Source organism: Ottowia sp., assembly GCF_016703145.1.
In the GTDB taxonomy this organism is placed as follows: domain Bacteria; phylum Pseudomonadota; class Gammaproteobacteria; order Burkholderiales; family Burkholderiaceae_C; genus Ottowia.
Window position 1 is genome coordinate 292,530 of record NZ_JADJCO010000005.1, and the last position, 21,349, is coordinate 313,878.

Annotated in this window: 16 protein-coding genes; 14 read left to right on the forward strand and 2 right to left on the reverse strand. The window is 71.0% G+C overall.

Features of this window, described 5'->3' with window-relative positions; genetic code table 11:
• Positions 1 to 23 precede the first annotated feature (23 nt).
• The 3 genes from IPG65_RS14520 to IPG65_RS14530 all read left to right on the forward strand — a co-directional run bounded on the left by IPG65_RS14520 (position 24) and on the right by IPG65_RS14530 (position 1,855).
• Positions 24 to 572, forward strand: coding sequence for an NAD(P)H-dependent oxidoreductase (locus tag IPG65_RS14520; RefSeq protein WP_293191108.1), 549 nt, complete (start codon positions 24 to 26; stop codon positions 570 to 572).
• Positions 573 to 621: 49 nt separating this feature from the next.
• Positions 622 to 1,173 carry an NADPH-dependent FMN reductase gene (locus IPG65_RS14525; protein ID WP_293191110.1) on the forward strand — a complete coding sequence of 184 codons (552 nt, stop codon included), beginning with the start codon at positions 622 to 624 and terminating at the stop codon, positions 1,171 to 1,173.
• Positions 1,174 to 1,333: 160 nt separating this feature from the next.
• Entirely contained in the window at positions 1,334 to 1,855 is a 522-nt protein-coding gene (locus tag IPG65_RS14530) for a disulfide bond formation protein B (RefSeq protein WP_293191112.1), read from the forward strand.
• On the opposite strand, the gene argA is transcribed toward IPG65_RS14530, so the two are convergent.
• Together argA and IPG65_RS14540 are read right to left on the reverse strand one after the other, a co-directional pair.
• Positions 1,852 to 3,198, reverse strand: coding sequence for an amino-acid N-acetyltransferase (gene argA / locus IPG65_RS14535; protein ID WP_293191114.1), 1,347 nt, complete (start codon positions 3,196 to 3,198; stop codon positions 1,852 to 1,854). The genes IPG65_RS14530 and argA overlap by 4 nt on opposite strands.
• A gap of 154 nt (positions 3,199 to 3,352) precedes the next feature.
• Positions 3,353 to 4,531, reverse strand: coding sequence for a helix-turn-helix domain-containing protein (locus tag IPG65_RS14540; RefSeq protein WP_293191116.1), 1,179 nt, complete (start codon positions 4,529 to 4,531; stop codon positions 3,353 to 3,355).
• 163 nt (positions 4,532 to 4,694) lie between these two features.
• Between IPG65_RS14540 and IPG65_RS14545 the strand changes: the two genes are divergently transcribed.
• The 11 genes from IPG65_RS14545 (at position 4,695) to IPG65_RS14595 (ending at position 21,052) form a co-directional block, all read left to right on the forward strand.
• The gene (locus tag IPG65_RS14545) at positions 4,695 to 5,162 is read left to right on the forward strand and encodes a (2Fe-2S)-binding protein (RefSeq protein WP_293191118.1); all 468 of its coding nucleotides are present in this window, start codon (positions 4,695 to 4,697) and stop codon (positions 5,160 to 5,162) included.
• 25 nt (positions 5,163 to 5,187) lie between these two features.
• Positions 5,188 to 7,560: a xanthine dehydrogenase family protein molybdopterin-binding subunit gene (locus IPG65_RS14550; RefSeq protein ID WP_293191119.1), complete on the forward strand. Its 2,373-nt coding sequence runs from the start codon at positions 5,188 to 5,190 to the stop codon at positions 7,558 to 7,560.
• 13 nt (positions 7,561 to 7,573) lie between these two features.
• Entirely contained in the window at positions 7,574 to 8,365 is a 792-nt protein-coding gene (locus IPG65_RS14555) for a xanthine dehydrogenase family protein subunit M (RefSeq protein ID WP_293191121.1), read from the forward strand.
• Positions 8,366 to 8,473: 108 nt separating this feature from the next.
• On the forward strand, positions 8,474 to 9,391 hold the full coding sequence (locus IPG65_RS14560; RefSeq protein WP_293191123.1) for a MoxR family ATPase: 918 nt from the start codon (positions 8,474 to 8,476) through the stop codon (positions 9,389 to 9,391).
• The gene (locus IPG65_RS14565; protein ID WP_293191124.1) at positions 9,391 to 10,605 is read left to right on the forward strand and encodes a VWA domain-containing protein; all 1,215 of its coding nucleotides are present in this window, start codon (positions 9,391 to 9,393) and stop codon (positions 10,603 to 10,605) included. The genes IPG65_RS14560 and IPG65_RS14565 overlap by 1 nt, the downstream gene beginning before the upstream one ends.
• A gap of 19 nt (positions 10,606 to 10,624) precedes the next feature.
• Positions 10,625 to 11,206 carry a CoxG family protein gene (locus IPG65_RS14570; protein ID WP_293191125.1) on the forward strand — a complete coding sequence of 194 codons (582 nt, stop codon included), beginning with the start codon at positions 10,625 to 10,627 and terminating at the stop codon, positions 11,204 to 11,206.
• A 31-nt stretch (positions 11,207 to 11,237) separates the two neighbouring features.
• On the forward strand, positions 11,238 to 12,278 hold the full coding sequence (locus IPG65_RS14575; protein ID WP_293191127.1) for an XdhC family protein: 1,041 nt from the start codon (positions 11,238 to 11,240) through the stop codon (positions 12,276 to 12,278).
• Positions 12,275 to 12,949, forward strand: a complete 675-nt coding sequence (locus IPG65_RS14580; RefSeq protein ID WP_293191129.1) for a nucleotidyltransferase family protein — start codon at positions 12,275 to 12,277, stop codon at positions 12,947 to 12,949. The genes IPG65_RS14575 and IPG65_RS14580 overlap by 4 nt, the downstream gene beginning before the upstream one ends.
• A gap of 501 nt (positions 12,950 to 13,450) precedes the next feature.
• Complete coding sequence (locus IPG65_RS14585; RefSeq protein ID WP_293191131.1) at positions 13,451 to 14,380, forward strand: DUF1254 domain-containing protein; 930 nt, start codon at positions 13,451 to 13,453, stop codon at positions 14,378 to 14,380.
• Positions 14,381 to 14,431: 51 nt separating this feature from the next.
• Entirely contained in the window at positions 14,432 to 18,493 is a 4,062-nt protein-coding gene (gene hrpA, locus IPG65_RS14590; RefSeq protein ID WP_293191133.1) for an ATP-dependent RNA helicase HrpA, read from the forward strand.
• A gap of 177 nt (positions 18,494 to 18,670) precedes the next feature.
• Entirely contained in the window at positions 18,671 to 21,052 is a 2,382-nt protein-coding gene (locus IPG65_RS14595; RefSeq protein ID WP_293191135.1) for a membrane-bound PQQ-dependent dehydrogenase, glucose/quinate/shikimate family, read from the forward strand.
• The last annotated feature ends 297 nt before the right edge of the window (positions 21,053 to 21,349 follow it).

A 21,349-nucleotide genomic window follows, 5' to 3' on the forward strand; every position in this document is an offset into this window, starting at 1 on the left:
CCCATGACCTGGAGCACCCACCCATGAAACCGCTTCGCATCGCCGTCGTCGTCGGCAGCATTCGCCAGGACTCGTACAGCCGCCGCTTCGCCCAAGCGCTGGCACGGCTGGCGCCCGACGACGTCAAATTCGACTTCATCCGCATCGACGACCTGCCGCACTACAACCAGGACCACGACGGCCACGACGCGCCCGAGACCCAGCGCCTGAAGCGCGCGATCGAGGCCGCCGACGGCGTGCTGTTCGTCACGCCGGAGTACAGCCGCTCGATTCCCGGCGTGCTCAAGAACGCGCTGGACCTGGGCGCGCGGCCCTACGGCCAGTCCAGGTGGGCGGGCAAGCCGGCCGCCGCCGTCGGCGTGTCGCCGGGGGCCATGGCCGGCTCCATGGCGGTGCAGCACCTGCGCAACGTGCTGGCGGCGATGGACATGCGCACCCTGGCCGGGCCCGAGATGTACATTCACTGGCAGGACGGCCTGGTCGATGCCGAGGGCCGCGTCGGCGAGGGCTCGCGCGCGTTCGCGCAGCGTTTCATGGACACCTTCATCGACTGGGTGCGCCGCTTCGCCTGAGGCGCGTCCCCCCGCTTTTCAACCTCCCCACTCCAAGGACGCCTTTTCCATGAGCACGCTCAACATCGCCGTCGTGGTCGGCAGCATCCGCAAGGACTCCTACAACCGCCAGTTCGCCGAGGCGCTGGCCCGGCAGTTTCCAGCCGGCGTGACGGCGACTTTCATCCGCATCGACGACCTGCCGCTGTACTGCCAGGACGACGACGCCAACCCCCCGGCGCCGGCCGTGGCGCGCCTGCGCCAGGAGATCAAGGCGGCCGACGGCGTGCTGTTTGTCACGCCGGAATACAACCGCTCCATGCCCGGCGTGCTGAAGAACGCCATCGACCACGCCTCGCGCCCCTGGGGCCAGAGCGTGTGGGCCGGCAAGCCGGCGGGCGTGGTGGGCGTGTCGGTGGGCGCCGCCGGCACGGCGATGGCGCAGCAGCACCTGCGCAACGTGCTGTCCTACCTGGCGATGCCGCAGCTGGGCCAGCCCGAGATGTTCATCCAGTGGAAGGACGGCCTGGTCGAAGGCGGCCGCATCGGCGCCGCCAGCCAGGCGTTCGTGCAGAAGTTCGTGGACGCCTTCGTCGGCTGGGTGCGTCGCCAGGCGGGTTGAGTATTAAGCATAGAATGGGGTCTCAGCCGGCGTCCATATTGATCCTGAAGCTATCGAAACAATAGTCATCCAGACCCTGGCCAGGAACCTGCGGCGCCTGCCCGGACTCCAGCAACGGTTCCCGGCCGATCGCCGCCGCTTCACGAAAGAACCCCGCACCGTGCTCCATTCCCTGCTTGCCCATCCGCGCCGCGTGTTCGGCGCCATCGCCGTCGTCTGCGCGGCGATGCTGGCCTTCGGCATCCTCTACCTGCAGAACGTGGTCGGGCTGGAGCCCTGCCCGATGTGCATCGTGCAGCGCTACGCGCTCATCGTGGTGGGCGTGTTCTGCGCCCTGGCGGCGCTGTCGGCCAAGCCGGGCGCCTGGCGCCTGTGGGGCCTGCTGGCCGTGGGCACGGCGGCGTTCGGCGCCTTCACGGCGGCGCGCCAGAGCTGGCTGCAGTGGAACCCGCCGGAGTTCGCCACCTGCGGGCGCGACCTGTACGGCATGATCGAATCCTTCCCGCTGCAGCGCGTGATCCCGATGATCTTCAAGGGCAGCGGCGACTGCAGCGCGGTGGACTGGACCTTGCTGGGCGGCACCATCGCCAACTGGTCGTTCGTGAGCTTCGCGGGCTTCATCGCCGCGATCCTGGCCGTGCTGCTGAAATTGCCGCGCGAGGCCGGCAGGCTGCCCGCCTAAAGCTTTTTCACCAGCACCTGGCTGCGCCGGTCCCAGTTGTACTTGCGCTTGCGCGCCTCGGGCAGCCAGTCCGGGTCCACCGGGGTGAAGCCGCGCTTGATGAACCAGTGCATGGTGCGCGTGGTCAGCACGAAGATGCTTTCCAGGCCCATGACGCGGGCGCGCTGCTCGATGCGCTTCAACACCTTCTCGCCATCGCCCTGGCTCTGGCTCTGCGGCGAGACGGTGAGCGCGGCCATTTCGCCCGTACGGGCCTCGGGATAAGGGTAGAGCGCCGCGCAGGCGAAGATCACGCCGTCGTGCTCGACGATGGTGTAGTTGCCGGCGTCGCGCTCGATCTCGGTGCGGCTGCGCTTGACCAGGGTGCCGTCCTTCTCGAACGGCTCGATCAGCATCAGGATGCCGCCCACGTCGTCGGCCGTGGCCTCGCGCAGGCTCTCCAGCTTTTCGTCCACCACCATGGTGCCGATGCCGTCGTGCACGTACACCTCCAGCAGCAGCGCGCCGTCCACCGCGAAGGGCAGGATGTGGCTGCGCTCCACGCCGCGCTCGCAGGCGGTGACGCAGTGGCGCAGGTAGAAGCTCACGTCCGTCGGCCGCTCGGGCGCCGGCAGGCGCGCCAGCAACGCGCGCGCGTCGGCCAGGGGGATCTCGGTGTCGATCGGGTTGTCCTCGGCCTCGGGCTCGGTCGGCCGCACGCGGATGCCGGGCTTCTCGGTCAGGAAGATCAGCTTGTCGGCCTGCAGCGCCGTGGCCACCGAGGTGGCCACTTCCTCCATCGCCAGGTTGAAGGCCTCGCCCGTGGGCGAGAAGCCGAAGGGCGACAGCAGCACCATCGCCCCGGCGTCAAGCGAGCGCGTGATGCCCGCCACGTCCACCTTGCGCACCACGCCGGTGCTCTTGAAGTCCACCCCGTCGATGATGCCCATGGGCCGCGCGGTCAGGAAGTTGCCCGAGATCACGCGCACCGTCGAGCCGGCCATCGGCGTGTTGGGCAGGCCCTGGCTGAAGGCGGCCTCGATTTCGAAACGCAGCTGTCCCGCCGCCTCCTGCGCGCAGTCCAGCGCCACCTCGTCGGTGATGCGCATGCCGTGCGAATACCTCGGCTCGTGGCCCTTGGTGCGCAACTGCTCGTTGACCTGCGGGCGAAAGCCGTGCACCAGCACGATCTTCACGCCCATGCTCTGGATCAGCGCCAGGTCGGTGGCGATGCTGGCCAGCTTGCCGGCGGCGATGGCCTCGCCCGCCACGCCCACCACGAAGGTCTTGCCGCGATGCAGGTGGATGTACGGCGCGACGGAGCGGAACCAGGGGACGAAGGTGAAGTTGAAGACGGTGGACATGCCGGTGCGAGCAGACGGGTGGCCCGGAGGCGGGCCGCGGCGCCAAGTGTAATGGCCTGACTGGGCTTGAACGGCGTTGTCGGAGGCGCCTGTTTGCTATCTATAACATAGCTGTAGACGAAATGCGGAAGCGGGCTGGATGGCTATTTAATGCTCAATCGGCCGAACGCGCGTCCGTCACGCCGCGCCCGGCCCGCGAATGAGGCCCATGGGGCGCAGCCAGCCGGCGGTACACCGTGGCGCGGCTCAGGCCCAGCGCGCGGGCGGCCTGGGCCACGTTGCCGCCAGCCTCGCGCACGGCCTGATGGATCAGCTCGGTCTCCAGCGCCCTCAGGGGGCGCGGGGGCGGGCCGTCCTCGGCGGCAGCGCGCGGGGCACCCGGCTGGGCGGCCTGGGCCGCCAACTCGGCGCGCACCCGCAGGCGCAGGCCGGACCACAGCGGCACCAGGCTCGCCTCGCCTCGCCGCGCCAGGTCGAACAGCGTCGGCCAGGGCAGGGCGAACAGGTCGCTGGCGTGCATCGTGCCCTGGCGCAGGGCGTGCAGCGCCGGCAGCATCTGGCGCGCGGCGCCGTTGGCGCTGGCCACGCCGCCCTCGGCGTCCAGGCACAGCAGCCCGCCGTCTCCATCACCGCCGCTCAGGCGCCAGCCCGCGGGCCAGGCCAGGTGCAGGCGCAGCCGGTGCGGCACGGCCAGCGCCAAGGCCTCCTCGATGCCGCGCGCCGACTGGGCGACCAGGTGCTTCAGCTCCGGCCGCTCGGGCACCTGCACGCCGGTGAGGTCGAGCATGCCCACGCACTGCCCGCCGGGGCCGAAGAGCGGTGCGCCGGCGCAGCTGTAGACGCTGGTGTCACGGAAGAAATGCTCGCCCCGGTGCAGCCACACGGGCACCTGCTCGCCCAGGGCGGCGCCGATGGCGCTGGTGCCGATGCTGCGCTCCGACAGGTCCACGCCCACGCGCGCGATGGCGTGCACCGGCTGCTCGGCGTGGTCGATGGCGCCGGCCGTGTCGATCACGGTGCCGGCGGCGTCGGTGAGGATGGCGAAGTAGCGGATCGGCGCCACCGCCTGGGCCAGGCGCCGCAGCTCGGGCCGGGCGGCGGCCAGCAGCGCGTGGTGGGCTTCGGCGGCACGGGCACGCGCATGGGGCGAGAGCTGCTCGAACACCACCGGCTGGTCCGGCTGCTGGCCGTGGGCGAGGCAGCGGCGCCAACTCTGCATGATCCAGGCGCGGTCGTACCAGGCGCCCACCAGCGCGCCCGTCAGCTCCAGGCCGCCGGCCAGCAGGGCCTGGCGGGCCTGGGCGATCTGCTGCTGCCTGAGGTCGTCGCGCATGGCGGTGTGCCTTCAATCTCCGGCGCGTGGGCGCGGTGTCTCAAACTGAGAATTTCAAGCGCGCCAGGCTCCAAGCGAGGGTTTTACCTAGCCGTGCCATCCGGCCGGGTTCCAAGAATGAAGGGGATTCTCACACCAAACCCACGATAAGGAGAGGCCCGCGATGAAAGTCGATCTCAAGGTCAATGGCAGGGCGGTGAGCGCCGACGTGCCGCCCCACACCCTCCTGGTCCAGCTGCTGCGCGAGCACCTGCACCTGACCGGCACGCACGTGGGCTGCGACACCGCCCAGTGCGGCGCCTGCACGGTGATCGTGGACGGCCGCTCCATCAAGGCCTGCAACACGCTGGCCGCGCAGGTGCAGGGCGCGGAGGTGACCACCATCGAGGGCCTGGCCGCGGCCGACGGCACACTGCATCCGGTGCAGGCCGCCTTCAAGGAATGCCACGGCCTGCAGTGCGGCTTCTGCACGCCCGGCATGGTGATGAGCACGGTGGACCTGCTGAAGTACCACCCTGGCGCGACCGAGGCGGAGATCCGCGAACTGTTGGAGGGCAACCTCTGCCGCTGCACCGGCTACCAGAACATCGTCAAGGCCGTGCAGGCGGCGCAGCAAGCCATGGCCGCCTGACGGCGCAGACAAAGGAGACCAGACCATGGGTGCCAATGAATTCGCCAAGCTGCCGCACATCGGCGAGTCGCTGCTGCGCAAGGAAGACCTGCGCTTCCTGACCGGCGTGGGCCAGTACACCGACGACATCAACCAGGCCCACCAGAAATACGCCGTGTTCGTGCGCTCGCCGCACGCGCACGCCGCCATCCTGGGCATCGACACCGCCGACGCTGCCCGGATGCCCGGCGTCGCCGCCATCTACATCGGCCAGGACATCGAGGGCAAGATGAACGGCCTGCCCTGCGGCTGGCTCATCAGCAACCCCGACGGCAGCCCCATGAAGGAGCCGCCGCACCCCGTGCTGGCGCAAGGCAAGGTGCGCTACGTGGGCGACCAGGTGGCGCTGGTGGTGGCCGACACGCTGGAGCAGGCCAAAAATGCAGCCGAGGCCGTGCAGGTCGACTACGAGGCGCTGCCCGCGGTGATCGACATGCGCACCGCCGCGCAGGGCCCGGCGCTGCACGACGCCGCGCCCGACAACCACTGCTACAAGTGGACACTGGGCGACAAGGCGGCCGTGGACGCCGCGTTCGCGTCCGCCGCGCACGTGACCCGGATCGACCTGGTCAACAACCGCCTGATTCCCAACGCCATGGAGCCGCGGGCGGCCATCGGCGTCTACAGCCGCGCCAGCGACGAGTACACGCTGTACGTGGCCAACCAGAACCCGCACGTCGAGCGTCTGCTGATGACCGCTTTCGTGCTCGGCCTGCCCGAGCACCGCGTGCGCGTCATCGCGCCCGACGTGGGCGGCGGCTTCGGCTCCAAGATCTTCCTGTACGCCGAGGACGTGGCCGTCACCTGGGCCGCCCGGCAATTGAACTGCGCCGTCAAGTGGACGGCCGAGCGCAGCGAATCCTTCGTCAGCGACGCGCACGGCCGCGACCACATCACCCACGCCGAGATGGCGATGGACCAGAACGGCAGGTTCCTGGCCATGCGCGTGCACACCGACGCCAACCTGGGCGCCTACCTGTCCACCTTCGCCTCGGCCGTGCCGACCATCCTGTACGGCACGCTGCTGGCGGGGCAGTACACCACGCCGCAGATCTACGTCGAGGTGGACGGCTGGTTCACCAGCACCGCGCCGGTGGACGCCTACCGTGGCGCCGGCCGGCCCGAGGCCACCTACCTGGTGGAGCGCCTGGTCACCCGCTGCGCGTGGGAGCTGAGCCTGCCGCAGGACGAGATCCGCAAGCGCAACTTCATCACCACCTTCCCCTACCAGACGCCGGTGGCGCTGCAGTACGACGTGGGCGACTACATGGCCTGCATGACCCAGGCGCAGCAGCTGGCCGACGTGGCGGGCTTCGACGCGCGCCGCCAGGCCAGCGAGGCCGGGGGCCTCAGGCGCGGCATCGGCTACAGCAGCTACATCGAGGCCTGCGGCCTGGCGCCGTCCAACATCGCTGGTGCCCTGGGCGCGCGCGCGGGCCTGTTCGAGTGCGGCGAGGTGCGCGTGCACCCCACCGGCAGCGTGACGGTGTTCACCGGCTCGCACAGCCACGGCCAGGGCCACGAGACGACCTTCGCGCAGGTGGTGGCGGCACGCCTGGGCATCCCGGTGGAAAAGGTCGACATCGTGCACGGCGACACCGGCCGCGTGCCCTTCGGCATGGGCACCTACGGCTCGCGCTCGCTGGCCGTGGGCGGCGCGGCCATCATGCGCGCGCTCGACAAGATCGAGGCCAAGGCCAAGAAGATCGCCGCGCACCTGATGGAGGCCAGCGACGCCGACATCGAGTTCGCGGGCGGCGAGTTCACCGTCAAGGGCACCGACAAGAAGATCCCCTTCGCCCAGGTGGCCCTCACCGCCTACGTGCCGCACAACTACCCGCTGGACAAGCTGGAACCGGGGCTGAACGAAAACGCGTTCTACGACCCGACCAACTTCACCTACCCCGCCGGCAGCTACGTCTGCGAGGTGGAGGTGGACCCGGCCACCGGCGTCGTGACGGTGGACCGCTTCACCGCGGTGGACGACTTCGGCGTCATCGTCAACCCCATGATCGTCGAAGGCCAGGTGCACGGCGGCCTGGTGCAGGGCATCGGCCAGGCGCTGCTGGAGCACGGCGTGTACGACCCCGAGTCGGGCCAGCTGCTCACCGGCAGCTACATGGACTACACCATGCCGCGCGCGGCCGACTTCCCCGAGTTCAAGCTGGGCCACGTGTGCACCCCCTGCACCCACAACCCCCTCGGCACCAAGGGCTGCGGCGAGGCGGGCGCCATCGGCTCGCCGCCGGCGGTCATCAACGCCGTGCTCGACGCCCTGCGCCCGCTGAGCGTGAAGGACCTCGACATGCCCGCCACCCCGCACCGCGTGTGGCAGGCCATCCGCGGCGCCCAAGCCTGAAAGGAGCACGCACATGTACGCATTCACCTATGAGCGTCCCGTTTCCCAGGCCGACGCGCTGGCGCTGATCCAGGCCGGCGGCAAGGCGCTGGCCGGCGGCCAGACCCTGCTGGCCTCGATGAAGCTGCGCCTGGCCGCGCCCGAGCAGATCGTGGACCTGGGCGCCGTCAAGGAACTGGCCGGCATCCGGAAAGAGGGCGACGCCCTCGTCATCGGCGCCATGACGCGCCACGCCGACGTGGCCGAAAGCGCCGACGTGCGCGCCGCCATCCCGGCGCTGGCCGCGCTGGCCGGCGGCATCGGCGACAAGCAGGTGCGCGCGCGCGGCACCCTTGGCGGCTCGGTGGCCAACAATGACCCCGCCGCCGACTACCCCGCCGCGCTGCTGGGGCTGGGCGCCACGGTGCACACCACGGCGCGCCGGATCGAAGCCGACGACTACTTCCAGGGCCTGTTCGCCACCGCGCTGGAAGAGGGCGAGCTGATCACCGCCGTGAGCTTCCCGATCCCGCGGCGCGCCGCCTACGTCAAATTCCGCCAGCCGGCGTCGCTGTTCGCGCTGATCGGCGTGTTCGTGGCGCAGACCGAGCGTGGCGTGCGCGTGGCCGTCACGGGCGGGGGCAACGGCGTGTTCCGCCATGCGGGCATGGAGGCGGCGCTGGGCGGCAGCTTCACGCCGGAGGCGATCGCCAGCGTACGGACCGGCGAGTCGGAGATGTCCAGCGACCTGCACGGCAGCAGCGCCTACCGCGCCCACCTGGTGGGTGTGATGGCGCAGCGCGCCGTCGCCAAGGCGCTGGGCTGATGGGGCTGATGCGTTGGATTTCAGGTATTTTTGGCCTCTAGCCGGCGCGGATATTGCGGGTACAGCTATGTTATTGATAGTAAACGACTGCGCCGCTGATCGGGTCTCATGAACGCACCTCCGGCGCCTGCAGCCGCCGCCTCCATCGACGCCCTCGCCGCCGCGCTGCAGGCGGCCGGCTACTTCGCGGACCGGCGCCTGGCCACGGCGGTGTTCCTGGCGCTCCGGCTGCAGCGCCCGCTGCTGCTGGAAGGCGAGCCCGGCGTGGGCAAGACCGAGCTGGCCAAGGCGCTGGCCGTCGCCCTGGGCCGCGAGCTGCTGCGCCTGCAGTGCTACGACGGCCTGGAGCAGCGCGAGGCCCTGTACGAATGGAACTACGCCGCCCAGTTGCTGCACCTGCGCGCCGCTGAAGGGCGGGCGCCCGCCAGTGAATTGGAGCAAGAGGTCTATCAGCCCCAGTACCTGGTGCGCCGTCCGCTGCTGCAAGCGTTGCAGGCGCCCGCGCCCGGCGCCGTGCTGCTCATCGATGAGGTGGACCGCGCCGACGAGCCCTTCGAGGCCTTCCTGCTCGAATACCTGGGCGAATACCAGGTCAGCATCCCCGAGCTGGGCACCGTGCGCGCCGCCGCCACGCCGGTCACCATCCTCACCAGCAACCGCACGCGCGAGCTGCACGACGCCGTCAAGCGCCGCTGCCTCTACCACTGGGTGGACTACCCCGAGCGCGAGCGCGAGCTGGCCATCGTGCGCGCCCGCGTGCCCGAGGCGCCGCAGGCGCTGGCAGCCCAGGTCGCCGCCTTCGTGCATCGCCTGCGCGGCGCGCCGCATGCGGGCCACTTCCAGCGCTCGCCGGGCATCGCCGAGAGCGTCGAATGGGCGCGCGCCCTGGTGGCGCTGGACGCGCTGAACCTCGACCCCGAGGTGGTGCGGGACACCGCCGGCGTGCTGTTCAAGCAGCGCGAGGACGTGGCCGCGCTCACGCCCGCGCTGATCGCCGACGCCCTGGCGGCGGAGGAAGACGCCTGATGCCCGCGCCGTCCACCGCGACCCTGCTGGGCGACGCGCGCAGCGGCAAGCTGGCCGGCAACATCGGCGCCTTCGGCCGCACGCTGCGCCGCGCCGGCGTGCCGGTGGATGCCGCGCGCATCGCCCTGGCGCAGCAGGCGGTGCAACTCGTGGGGGTGGAGCGCAAGCTGGACATGGGCGCCGCCCTGGAGGCCGTGCTGGTCAGCCGCGAGCAGGACCGCGCCGTGTTCCGCGAGCTGTTCGACGCCTTCTTCCGCGATCCCGAGCTGGCCAAGAAGCTGCTGGCCCAGATGCTGCCCTCGGCTGAAGGCCAGGCCGCGCCGCCGCGCCAGCGTCCGCGCGTGCGCGAGGCGTTGGCGCCCTTCGCCGCGCGCCCGCCCGGGCAGCCCACGCCACCCGGCAAGGACATCGACTTCGACGCCGCCATGACCGCCAGCGACCTGGCGCGCCTGAAGCACGCCGACTTCAACCAGCTCGGCGCCAGCGAGTACGCCCTGGTGGAGCGCCTGGTGCGCGAGCTTCGCCTGCCCGTGCCCACCGTGCCCGCGCGCCGCACCCGTGCTGGCGGCCGGGGGGCGCGCGTGCACTGGGGCCGCACCCTGCGCGATGCGGCGCAAAGCGGCGGCGAGGTGATGGCGCTGCGCCGCCTGCAGCGCCGCCGCCAGCCGCTGCCGCTGTTGCTGCTGGTGGACGTGTCGGGCTCCATGGAGCGCTACGCGCGCCTGCTGCTGGCCTTCCTGCACGCGGCCACCGCCCGCGTGCGGGGCTTGTCCCTGCGGCGCGACGTGTTCGCCTTCGGCACACGCCTGACGGACCTGACGCCCGCCTTCCGCCTGGCCGACACCGACGCCATGCTGGTGCAGGCCGGCCGCGCCATCCAGGACTTCGCCGGCGGCACGCGCCTGGGCGACGCGCTGGCCACGCTGCGCCAGCGGCACGCGCGCCGGCTGGTCGGGCGCCGCACGCTGGTGCTGATCGTCAGCGACGGGCTGGACACCGGCGAGCCCGACGACCTGGCGCGCGAGCTGGCCTGGCTGGGGCGCCACGCGCGCCGCATCCTGTGGCTCAACCCGCTGCTGCGCTACGACGGCTACGCGCCCAGCGCGCGCGGCGCGGCGGTGCTGCACCGCGCGGCCGACGGCATGCTGGCGGTGCACAACGTCACGCGCCTGCAGGAGCTGGCGGGCGCCATCGCCACGCTCATCAAGCCATAGCAAGACAAGAGGTATCCACATGGACATGCAAGGCACGCGGCCGCTCACCGTGACGCAGCAACAGGCCTGGGAGGCGCTCAACGACCCCGAGGTGCTCAAGGCCTGCATCCCCGGCTGCGAGAGCATCGAGGCCACCGGCGAGAACGCCTACGCCCTGGTCAACGCCATCAAGGTCGGCCCCGTGGCCGCCCGGTTCAAGGGCAGCATCCAGTTGGCCGACATCCAGGCGCCGAGCAGCTACACGCTCAGCTTCGACGGCAATGGCGGCGCGGCGGGCTTCGGCAAGGGCACTGCCCGGGTCAACCTCACGCCGCAGGGCAGTGGCTGCGAGCTGGCCTACGCCGTCAACGCCACCGTCGGCGGCAAGATTGCCCAGGTGGGCCAGCGCCTGATCGACGGCGTGGCCAGGTCCATGGCCGAGAGTTTCTTCAAGCGCTTCGACGAGGAGATGCAGCGCCGCCATCCGGCCCCGGCCGCCGCCGAGGCGAGCGCGCCCGCTGTGCCCGCGCCCGCATCCGCGGCGGGCGCCGGCCTGCCCGCCTGGGTGTGGGTGGTGGCCGCCGTGATCGTGGTGCTGGGGATCGCCTGGGCCCTGCGCTGAAATTTGGGGACGATGGGAGCAAGATAGCGCCATGGAAAACCTCGACGTCACGGTGCTGCGCGCGCTGCGCGACTGGCGCCAGGCCGGCAAGCCGGCCGTGCTGGCCACGGTGGTGCGCACCTGGGGCTCGTCGCCGCGGCCCGTGGGCTCGATCATGGCGCTGTGCGAGGGCGGTGCGGTGGTGGGTTCGGTCTCCGGCGGCTGCATCGAGGACGACCTGATCGCCCGCTACGCCCAGGGCGCCGGGGCCGACGCGCTGCCGCACGCCGGGCCGCCGCGGTTCGCCAAGTACGGCATCACGGCCGACGAGGCGCACCGCTTCGGCCTGCCCTGCGGTGGCACGCTGGAGCTGCTGCTGGAGTTCGACCCCGACGCCGCCGTCCTGGCCGAGCTGGTGCGCGCGCTGGACGCCGGCCGCCTGATGCACCGGCGCGTGCGGCTGGCCGACGGGCAGGCGCGGCTGGAGTCCGCCGACGCGCCCGCCGACCTTGCGTTGAGCGATGCGGAGCTGGTCAACACCTTCGGCCCCGAATACCGCATGCTCATCATCGGCGCCGGGCAGATGAGCGAATACCTCGCCACCATGGCGCTGTTCTCCGGCTTCGCCGTCACCGTGTGCGACCCGCGCGAGGAATACCGCGGCGCCTGGAGCGTGCCCGGCGCGCGACTGCTGGCCAGCATGCCCGACGACACCGTGGCCGAGTTACGCCCCGACGCGCGCACCTGCGTCGTCGCCCTCACGCACGATCCCAAGCTGGACGACCTGGCGCTGCTGCAGGCGCTGGACACGCCGGCTTTCTACATCGGCGCCATCGGCAGCCGCCGCAACAACCAGGCGCGCCATCAACGCATGATCGAGCACCTGGGCCAGACGCGGGAGAGCCTGGCGCGCCTGCGCGGGCCGATCGGCATCTACATCGGCAGCAAGACCCCGCCCGAGATCGCCGTGAGCATCATGGCCGAGGTGCTGGCCGTGAAGAACGGCGTGGCGCTGCCGCGCGACGTGGACGTGGCCCACGTGAAGGACCGGCAGGGCGCGGCGCGGAGCGGCGCGGCCTGCTCCACCGGATGACCGCCGCCGTCGGCGCCGTGCTGATGGCCGCCGGTGCTGGCAGCCGCATCGGACACCGTCCCAAGTGCCTGCTGACGCTCGACGGCGCGCCGCTGGTGGAGCGCCACCTGCGGGCGCTGGCCGAGGCGGGCGTGGCGCCCGTGGCGGTGGCGCTGGGCCACCATGCCGACCGCATCGAGCCGGTGCTGGCGGCGCTGGAGCCCGCGCTGGCGCCCGCCGTCGACCTGCGCTGGGCCCGCAACCCCGATCCCGACGCCGGCCCCGGCGGTTCGCTGCGCTGCGCGCTGGCGCTGCTGCCCGCCGGGCTGGATGCCGTGCTGGTGGCCCTGGCCGATCAGCCCCTGGTGGGCGCGGCCGAGCTGCGCTGGGCGCTGGACGCCTGGCGCGGGCGCGCGCCAGGCATCGCGCTGATCCAGCCCCGCTTCGAGGGGCAACTGGGCCACCCGCTGGTCTTCGACGCCGCCGTGCGGCAGGCCGTCATGCAGGCGCCCGCGCACACCGGCCTGCGCGAATGGCGGCGCCAGCACGCCGATCAGGTGGCGCTGCTGCCCGTGGCCAGCGAGCGCCACACGCTCGACATCGACACCGAGGCCGATCGCCTGGCGCTGGCGCGCACCCACCGCGTGCGGCTGGAGTGGCCGCCTGGGCTGGAACAAGGTGATTTTCAATGAAAAGCGACTTTAGCCAGCGCCAGTATTGAGCTAAAAGCTATCAAAATTGAAGCTGCAGCGGGTTCAGGCCACCTGGTCCCCGCCGCGCAGGCTGCGCTGCAGCGCCATGCGGTCGGCGCGCCGCTGGCCCCCGCCGCGCGCCGGTGCGCACCGGCCGCGCCCGACGCGGCGCGCACGGCCAGGGCCCGCGCCACGGGGTTGCGCGGCGCGGGAGGCAGGGCGGGGCCCGCCTGGCGGCGGCCGAGGGGCGTCTTGGCGTTCATGGGAGATGACTGACCACCGCCGGCGCCGGGAGTTCCGCGCGGGGACAGTCGCGGCGCCCGAAGTTCCCCACCGTTCAATCAGTACACTGAGCCACGCCCCCTCATCCAGAAGACCCGCATGCAGAAGCCATCCTCCCATCTCGCCGCCGCAACGGCTATGGGCGACTCGACTGCCGCGCCCCCCGCCCAGGCGCAAACGGCTGCGCCGCCCCCAGCCCCTGTCGGCGTCGACAATTTCGTGCGCGCGGAAACCGACACCTACCTGGCCGGGCTGGCCCAGCTCGCGGGGGTGGGCCAGCTGCGCAACGCACGCGATCTGGCATCCATCGACCACCAGCGGGTGATCCGGACCAACCGGGACACGCTGTATTGCAGCGCCGTGCTCGACCTGGATGCCGGGCCAGTGACCATCACCCTGCCCGATGCCGGCAAGCGCTACCTCTCGCTGCACGTCATCAACCAGGACCACTACACGACGCACATCATCCACGGCGCTGGCCCGCACACGCTGGCCAAGGAGGGCGTCGGCACGCGCTACGCCTACGTGATCATCCGCATCTTCGTCGACCCCGGGAGCGCGGACGACCTCCAGCAGGCCCACGCGCTGCAGGACGCGATCCGGGTCAGCCAGAAAGACCCCGGCACGCTGGAGCTGCCGTCATGGGATGCGGCCGGCCTCAAGAAGGTGCGCGAAACCCTGCTCGAGCTCGCGTCCACCGTGCCGGATGCCCGCGGGATGTTCGGCTCCAGAGCCGAGGTGGACCCGGTCAGGCATCTCATCGGAGCGGCCTTCGGCTGGGGAGGATTGCCGGACAAGGAGGCCATCTACCTCAACGTCTACCCCGGGAAGGCCGATGGCAAGACGATCCATCGGCTGACCGTCAAGGACGTGCCCGTGGACGCCTTCTGGTCGATCAGCCTCTACAACGCCGCGGGCTATTTCGAGAAGAACGCCGCAGGCGCCTACACGGTCAACAACGTGACGGCCCAGCGCGGCAGCGACGGCGCGATCACCGTCCAGTTCGGCGGCTGCGACGGCGGCAAGACGCCCAACTGCCTGCCGATCATGCCGGGCTGGAACTACATCGTGCGCCTGTACCAGCCGCGCGCGGAAGTCGCCAGCGGGGCCTGGACGTTTCCCGAGGCGCAGCCCGTGAGCGGCGCCTGACCTGTCCGTGCGGCGGCTCGGCCGGGCACGGCTGGGATAATCCCGCACCCCATGAATGAACCCCGCCCGCCGCTGAAGATCGAGTTTCCCGACAGCCTGCCCGTCTCCGCCCGCCGCGCCGAGATCGAGGCGGCGGTGGGCGCGCACCAGGTCGTCATCGTCTGCGGCGAGACGGGCTCGGGCAAGACCACGCAACTGCCCAAGATCGCGCTGGCCATGGGCCGGGGCCGCCTCAACGCCAGGCCCGGCGAGCGCGGGCGCCTGATCGGCCACACGCAGCCGCGCCGCATCGCCGCCACCAGCGTGGCCAAGCGCATCGCCGACGAGCTGCACACGCCGCTGGGCGAGGTAGTGGGCTACAAGGTGCGCTTCAACGACCGGCTCACGCCCGGCGCCAGCGTCAAGCTGATGACCGACGGCATCCTGCTGGCCGAGACGCAGACCGACCCGCTGCTGAACGCCTACGACACGCTCATCATCGACGAGGCGCACGAGCGCAGCCTGAACATCGACTTCCTGCTGGGCTACCTCAAGCAGATCCTGCCCCGGCGGCCCGACCTGAAGGTGATCGTCACCTCGGCCACCATCGACGCGGACCGCTTCGCCAAGCATTTCGAGGGCAGGACCGGTCCGGCGCCGGTGCTGATGGTGTCCGGCCGCACCTACCCGGTGGCGCAGCGCTGGCGCCCGTTCGAGGAAAGCCGCGACCGCGACCTGAACAGCGCCATCGCCGACGGCGTGGACGAGCTGTGGGCCGGCCGGCCGGGCGGGGACATCCTGGTCTTTTTGCCGGGCGAGCGCGAGATCCGCGAGGCCGCCGACCACCTGCGCAAGCACCTGGCGCACGGCGCGCTGACGCGCGGCGTCGAGGTGCTGCCGCTGTTCGCGCGCCTGTCGCAGGCCGAGCAGGACCGCGTGTTCGATCCGCACGGCGCGCCGCGCATCGTGCTGGCCACCAACGTGGCCGAGACCTCGCTCACGGTGCCCGGCATCAAGTACGTCATCGACGCAGGCACGGCGCGCGTCAAGCGCTACAGTTATCGCAGCAAGGTGGAGCAGTTGCTGGTCGAGCCCGTGAGCCAGGCCGCCGCCAACCAGCGCGCCGGGCGCTGCGGGCGCGTGTCCGACGGCATCTGCATCCGCCTGTACGACGAGAAGGACTTCGCCGGCCGCCCGCGCTTCACCGACCCGGAAATCCTGCGCTCCTCGCTGGCCGCCGTCATCCTGCGCATGAAGAGCCTGCACCTGGAAGGCGACAGCGGCCGGGTGGAGGACTTTCCCTTCCTCGACAGCCCTTCGGGCCGCGCCATCGCCGATGGCTACCAGCTGCTGAACGAGCTGGGCGCTGTCGACGACGCGCTGCAGCTCACCGGGCTGGGCCGCGAGCTGGCGCGCCTGCCGCTGGACCCGCGCGTGGGCCGCATGATCCTGGCCGCGCGCGAACGCGGCGCGCTGCGCGAGGTGCTGGTCATCGCCGCCGCCCTGAGCGTGCAGGACGTGCGCGACCGCCCGATGGAAGCGCAGGCCCAGGCCGACCAGGCGCACGCCAAGTTCGACGACGAGAAGAGCGAGTTCAGCGGCTACCTGCGCCTGTGGAAGTGGCTGCACGACGCGCGCGGTGGCCAGGCCGTGGCCACCACGCGGCGCGGCATGGCGGCGCAGGAGGGGCAGGGCGCCCGGCCCAGCGCCGCCCGGCTGGCCGCGCTGCCCCCCGCGCAGCGCGCCGCCCTGGCCCTGCAGGCCGCCCGCGCGGCGCTGGGCGAAGGCGTGGCACTCTCCGGCGAGGCGCCTGCGCACAAGCTCAGCAACCGCCAGTGGGAAAGCCTGCTGCGCCAGAACTACATCAACATCCGCCGCGTGCGCGAATGGCGCGACATCCACACGCAACTGCACACCGTGGTGGCCGAGCACAAATGGGTCGAGAACACCCAGCCCGCCGGCTACGACGCCGTGCACAAGTCGTTGCTGACGGGCCTGCTGGGCAATATCGGCTGCAAGCTGGAGGGCGATGACGCCCCCAGTGGCGAGTACCTGGGCGCGCGCGGCATCAAGTTCCACCGCCATCCGGGCGCGCACCTGCGCAAGAAGCCGGGGCGCTGGATCGTCTGCGCCGAGCTGGTGGAAACCACGCGCCTGTTCGGCCGCGGCATCGCCGCCATCGACCCGGCGTGGCTGGAGGAGGTGGGCGGCCATCTGCTGAAGAAGCAACTGCTGGAGCCGCACTGGGAGAAGAAGGCCCAGGACGTGATCGCCTTCGAGCGCGCCACGCTGTACGGCCTGCCCGTCTACACCGGCCGGCGCAAGAGCTTCGGGCTGGTGGACCCGCACGCCGCGCGCGAGATCTTCATCCGCGAGGCCCTGGCCGGCGGCGAGTGGCCCGAGGACTGGGCGCGCCGCCTGCCCTTCCTGGCCGCCAACCAGAAGGCCATCGCCAAGGTCGAGGAGCTGGAGCACAAGAGCCGCCGCCAGGACGTGCTGGTGGACGACGAGCTGATCTACGCCTTCTACGACCAGCAGGTGCCCCAGGGCATCAGCAATGGCCGCGACTTCGAGCGCTGGTGGCGCGAGGCCAGCCGCGCCCAGCCCGAGTTGCTGCGCCTGACCCGCGAGGCGCTGATGCGCCACGAGGCGGCGGGTATCACCACCAGCGCCTTCCCCAAGGTCGTGCGCCTGGGGGGCGTGGACTGCGCCGCCAGCTACCTGCACGAACCCGGCGACCCCCGCGACGGCCTGACGGTGGCCGTGCCGCTGTTCGTGCTCAACCAGGTGAGCGAGGCGCGCGCCGAATGGCTGGTGCCCGGCATGCTGAAGGACAAGATCCAGGCCCTGCTGAAAAGCCTGCCGCAAAAGCCGCGCAGCCGCTTCGTGCCCCTGCCGGACAGCGCCGCGCGGCTGGCCGACCTGCTGGGCATGCCCGACGTCTTTGGCGCCGGCAGCCTGACCGACGCGCTGCTGAAGCGGGTGCGCGAGGCCACCAGCCTCGATGTCAAGCGCACCGACTTCAAGCTGGACATGGTGCCCGCGCACCTGTTCATGAACTTTCGCGTCGTCGACGAGCACGGCCGCCAGCGCGGCCAGGGCCGCAACCTGGGCGCGCTGAAGGCCGAGCTGGGCGGCGAGGCGCGCGGCGCCTTCCAGGCGCTGGCGGCGCTGAAGCCGGCGCCGCCGCCGGCGTCCGCGGTCGATTCTGAAGAAAAAATGCCTCAAGCCGGCGTGGATACTGAGCCTAAAGCTATAAAAAAAGAAGCAAACCATGCGCTGGCCGACGATGCCCGCCACACCGCCTGGACCTTCGGCGAACTGCCCGAGCTGCTGGAAGTCCGCCGCAAGGGGCAGGTGCTGATCGGCTTTCCGGCCCTCATCGACGCCGGCGACGCGGTCACCATCGAAGTCTTCGACGAGCCCGAGGTGGCCAGCGCCCGCCACCGCGCCGGCCTGCGCCGCCTGTTCGCGCTGCAGGTGAAGGACGCGCTGAAGTACCTGGAGAAGAACATCCCCGACCTGCAGAAGATGGCCGTCGCCTTCATGCCGCTGGGGACCGCCGAGGAACTGCGCCAGCAGATCATCGACGTGGCGCTGGAGCGCGCCTTCCTCATCGACCCGCTGCCCACCGGCGAGGCCAGCTTCAACCGCCGGGTGGAGGCGGGCCGCGCGCGCCTGACCCTGATCGCCGGCGAAGTCGCCCGGCTGGCCGGCGCCGTCCTGGCCGAGTACGCCGTGGCCGCGCGCAAGATCAAGGACACCAAGGGCGCGCCCGATGCCACCCGGGACGCCGCCGAGCAGTTGCAGCGCCTGATGCCCAGGCGCTTCCTGGCCGCCACGCCCTGGCCCGCGCTGCAGCACTTTCCGCGCTACCTCAAGGCCATCACCCTGCGCCTGGACAAGCTGCGCGCCGATCCCGCCCGCGACACCCAGCGCATGGCCGAGGCGCGCGCGCAGGACCAGCGCTTCTGGCGCCTGGTCGCCGAGCGCAAGGGCGTGCAGGACGCCCGCCTGCAGGAGCTGCGTTGGCTGCTGGAGGAACTGCGCGTGAGCCTGTTCGCGCAGGAGCTGCGCACGCCGCAGCCGGTGAGCGTCAAGCGGCTGGAGAAGGTGTGGGGGCAGGTGGGATAGGATGAACCAGAGTTCAATTCAAGATTTGAATCCGACCCAATTTCACCCCCATGCGGGATCGGGAATCGTCAACGAGGGCAACGGAAGCTTCTGCGAAAGCGTGCCGGGCCAAAGCTGGAGCGCCGGGCGGCGGGCGAGCCTGGGTTTTTGAGTTTTCTTGGACAATGAGGAAGAAGCATGTCGAATGAATTTGTGAAACCGAGCCGCGGCGGGCGATGGCCGCTGCTGCTGCTGGGCCTGGTCCTCGTCGCCAACGGCGCGGTGCTGGCCGTCAACGGCGCGCGCCTGACGGCGCTGGGCGGCTCCTGGTACTACCTGATCACGGGCGTGCTGCTGATCGCCAGCGGCGTGTGCCACGCGCTGCGCCGCATGGCCGGCTTCTGGCTGCTGGCACTGGTGTTCGTCGGCACCGTGGCCTGGGCGCTGGCCGAGGTCGGCACCGAGTTCTGGCCGCTGGTGCCGCGCCTGGCGCCGGTGCTGGTGCTGGGCTTGCTGGGCCTGCTCGCCTTGCCGCGCCTTTCGGGCGGCCGCATCCGTGGCCTGGCGCGCCTGGGCGCGGCCGTGCTCGCGCTGGTGCTGGTCGCGGGCGGCGTGGCTGTGTTCCAGCCGCATGGCGTGATCCAGGGCCAGGCCGCCGCGTCGGCGTCGCCGATTCCGGTCGCCAGCGGCGAGTCGCGTTGGCAGTACTACGGTCGCACGCCCAGCGGCACGCGCTACGCGCCTTTCACCCAGATCAACCGCGACAACGTCCAGCAGCTCGAAGTGGCCTGGACCTTCCGCACCGGCATGGTGGCTGGCCCCGGCTCGGAAGATCAGAACACGCCGACCCAGATCGGCGACACGGTCTACGTTTGCACCCCGCGCAACCAGGTGTTCGCGCTCGACGCCGACACGGGCGAGCAGAAGTGGAAGTTCGATCCGCAGGCCGACACCAAGGCCTGGAACCGCTGCCGCGGCGTGGGCTACTACGAGCCCGCCGCCGTCACGCGGCGCGTGGGCGGCATCCCCGCGCCCGCGCCGGTTGAGGGGCGCGCGTGCGCGCAGCGCATCGTGCTGACCACGGTGGACGCACGCCTGATCCAGATCGACGCCAAGACCGGCCAACCCTGCCAGGGCTTCGGCCAGGGCGGTACGGTGGACCTGAAGCAGGGCATGGGCAAGATCAAGCCGCTGTATTACTTCCAGACCTCGATGCCCACCGTGGTGCGCAACCTGGTGGTGGTCGGCGGCTGGGTGTTCGACGGCCGCGAGATCGACGAACCCTCGGGCGTGGTGCGCGCCTTCAGCGCCGACACCGGCGAGCTGGTCTGGGCCTGGGACCTGGGCAACCCGGCCATCGACAAGCTGCCACCCGAGGGCCAGAGCTACACGCGCAGCACGCCCAACATGTGGTCCACGCCTGCCTTCGACGACGCGCTGGGCCTGATCTACCTGCCCACCGGCAACAACCCGCCGGACTTCTGGGGCGGGCAGCGCTCGAAGGCGTCGGAGTCGTATTCGTCGTCCATCGTGGCGGTGGACGTGGCCACGGGCAAGGAGCGCTGGAAGTTCCAGACCGTGCACCACGACATCTGGGACTACGACGTGCCCGCGCAGCCGGCCCTGTACGACGTGCCCGACGGCAAGGGCGGCACCGTGCCCGCGGTGATCCAGCTCACCAAGCGCGGCCAGATCTTCATGCTCGACCGCCGCGACGGCACGCCCATCGCCGAGGTCAAGGAGCAGCCCGTGCCGCAAGGCGGTCAGGAAGGCGACTGGACCTCGAAAACCCAGCCCTACTCGGTCGGCATGCCCGCCATCGGCGCCGAGCCGCTGTCGGAGGCACGCATGTGGGGCGCCACCTGGTTCGATCAGCTGGCCTGCCGCATCGCTTTCAAGCAACTGCGCTACGAGGGCGAGTTCACGCCGCCCACCACCACGCCCAGCCTGGTTTATCCCGGCTACTACGGTGGTTTCAACTGGGGCAGCGCCGCCATCGACGAGCACAACGGCATCCTGATCGTCAACGACATCCGCATGCCGCAACTGGTGCGCCTGGTGCCGCGCGCCGACGTGGACGACAAGAAGGTCACGATGGACCACGGCATGGGCCTGCACCCGCAGGCCGGCACGCCCTACGGCATCACGCAGCAGGGCTTCAACTCGGCGCTGGGCATACCCTGCCACGCGCCGGCCTGGGGCACGCTCACCGCCATCGACCTGAAGACCCGCCGGATCGTCTGGCAGCGTCCGGCCGGCACGGTGCAGGACGTTGCCGTGAAAGGCTTCAAGGCCGGTGCATCCGTGCCGCTGGGCATGCCCACGCTGGGCGGTCCGCTGACCACCGCCGGCGGCCTGAGCTTCTACAGCGGCACGCAGGACTACTACCTGCGCGCCTTCGACACGACGACCGGCCAGGAGCTGTGGAAGGGCCGTCTGCCGGTCGGCTCGCAGGCCACGCCCATGAGCTTCGTGTCGCCCAAGACGCAGCAGCAGTACGTGGTGGTGACCGCCGGCGGCTCGCGCCAGTCGCCCGACCGCGGCGACTACGTGGTGGCCTACCGCCTGAAGGGCCAGTAAGCAGGCCGGCAGTCGGCCGGAGGAGGCGAGCCTGGTCTGCCTCCCGCAGCAACGGCGCGGCTTTTGCCGCGCCGTTTCGTTTAGTATGAAAAGGATAGCTACCAGCGATTGACTGGTGCGGGTTGAAGCCCTGAATGGCATCAGACAGGTGGGATAGGATGAAGACGGTTCAGGATCTGAATCCGGGGTCTTTGGGCCTTCAGCCAGCGCCGATACTGCGCATGCCGCTGTCAATTTTGATATTCCATCACCCGCCCGCATGACCGCCGCCCCCCGCGTGCGCACCGGCATCGGCGG

Bases quoted from the DNA above. Each gene is read 5' to 3' on its own strand.
- IPG65_RS14525 (WP_293191110.1), top strand. From the start codon at position 622: ATGAGCACGCTCAACATCGCCGTCGTGGTCGGCAGCATCCGCAAGGAC.
- IPG65_RS14540 (WP_293191116.1), bottom strand. From the start codon at position 4,531: ATGCGCGACGACCTCAGGCAGCAGCAGATCGCCCAGGCCCGCCAGGCC.
- IPG65_RS14555 (WP_293191121.1), top strand. From the start codon at position 7,574: ATGTACGCATTCACCTATGAGCGTCCCGTTTCCCAGGCCGACGCGCTG.
- IPG65_RS14520 (WP_293191108.1), top strand. From the start codon at position 24: ATGAAACCGCTTCGCATCGCCGTCGTCGTCGGCAGCATTCGCCAGGAC.
- hrpA (WP_293191133.1), top strand. From the start codon at position 14,432: ATGAATGAACCCCGCCCGCCGCTGAAGATCGAGTTTCCCGACAGCCTG.
- IPG65_RS14575 (WP_293191127.1), top strand. From the start codon at position 11,238: ATGGAAAACCTCGACGTCACGGTGCTGCGCGCGCTGCGCGACTGGCGC.
- IPG65_RS14580 (WP_293191129.1), top strand. From the start codon at position 12,275: ATGACCGCCGCCGTCGGCGCCGTGCTGATGGCCGCCGGTGCTGGCAGC.
- IPG65_RS14550 (WP_293191119.1), top strand. From the start codon at position 5,188: ATGGGTGCCAATGAATTCGCCAAGCTGCCGCACATCGGCGAGTCGCTG.
- IPG65_RS14560 (WP_293191123.1), top strand. From the start codon at position 8,474: ATGAACGCACCTCCGGCGCCTGCAGCCGCCGCCTCCATCGACGCCCTC.
- IPG65_RS14595 (WP_293191135.1), top strand. From the start codon at position 18,671: ATGTCGAATGAATTTGTGAAACCGAGCCGCGGCGGGCGATGGCCGCTG.
- IPG65_RS14570 (WP_293191125.1), top strand. From the start codon at position 10,625: ATGGACATGCAAGGCACGCGGCCGCTCACCGTGACGCAGCAACAGGCC.
- IPG65_RS14545 (WP_293191118.1), top strand. From the start codon at position 4,695: ATGAAAGTCGATCTCAAGGTCAATGGCAGGGCGGTGAGCGCCGACGTG.
- argA (WP_293191114.1), bottom strand. From the start codon at position 3,198: ATGTCCACCGTCTTCAACTTCACCTTCGTCCCCTGGTTCCGCTCCGTC.
- IPG65_RS14565 (WP_293191124.1), top strand. From the start codon at position 9,391: ATGCCCGCGCCGTCCACCGCGACCCTGCTGGGCGACGCGCGCAGCGGC.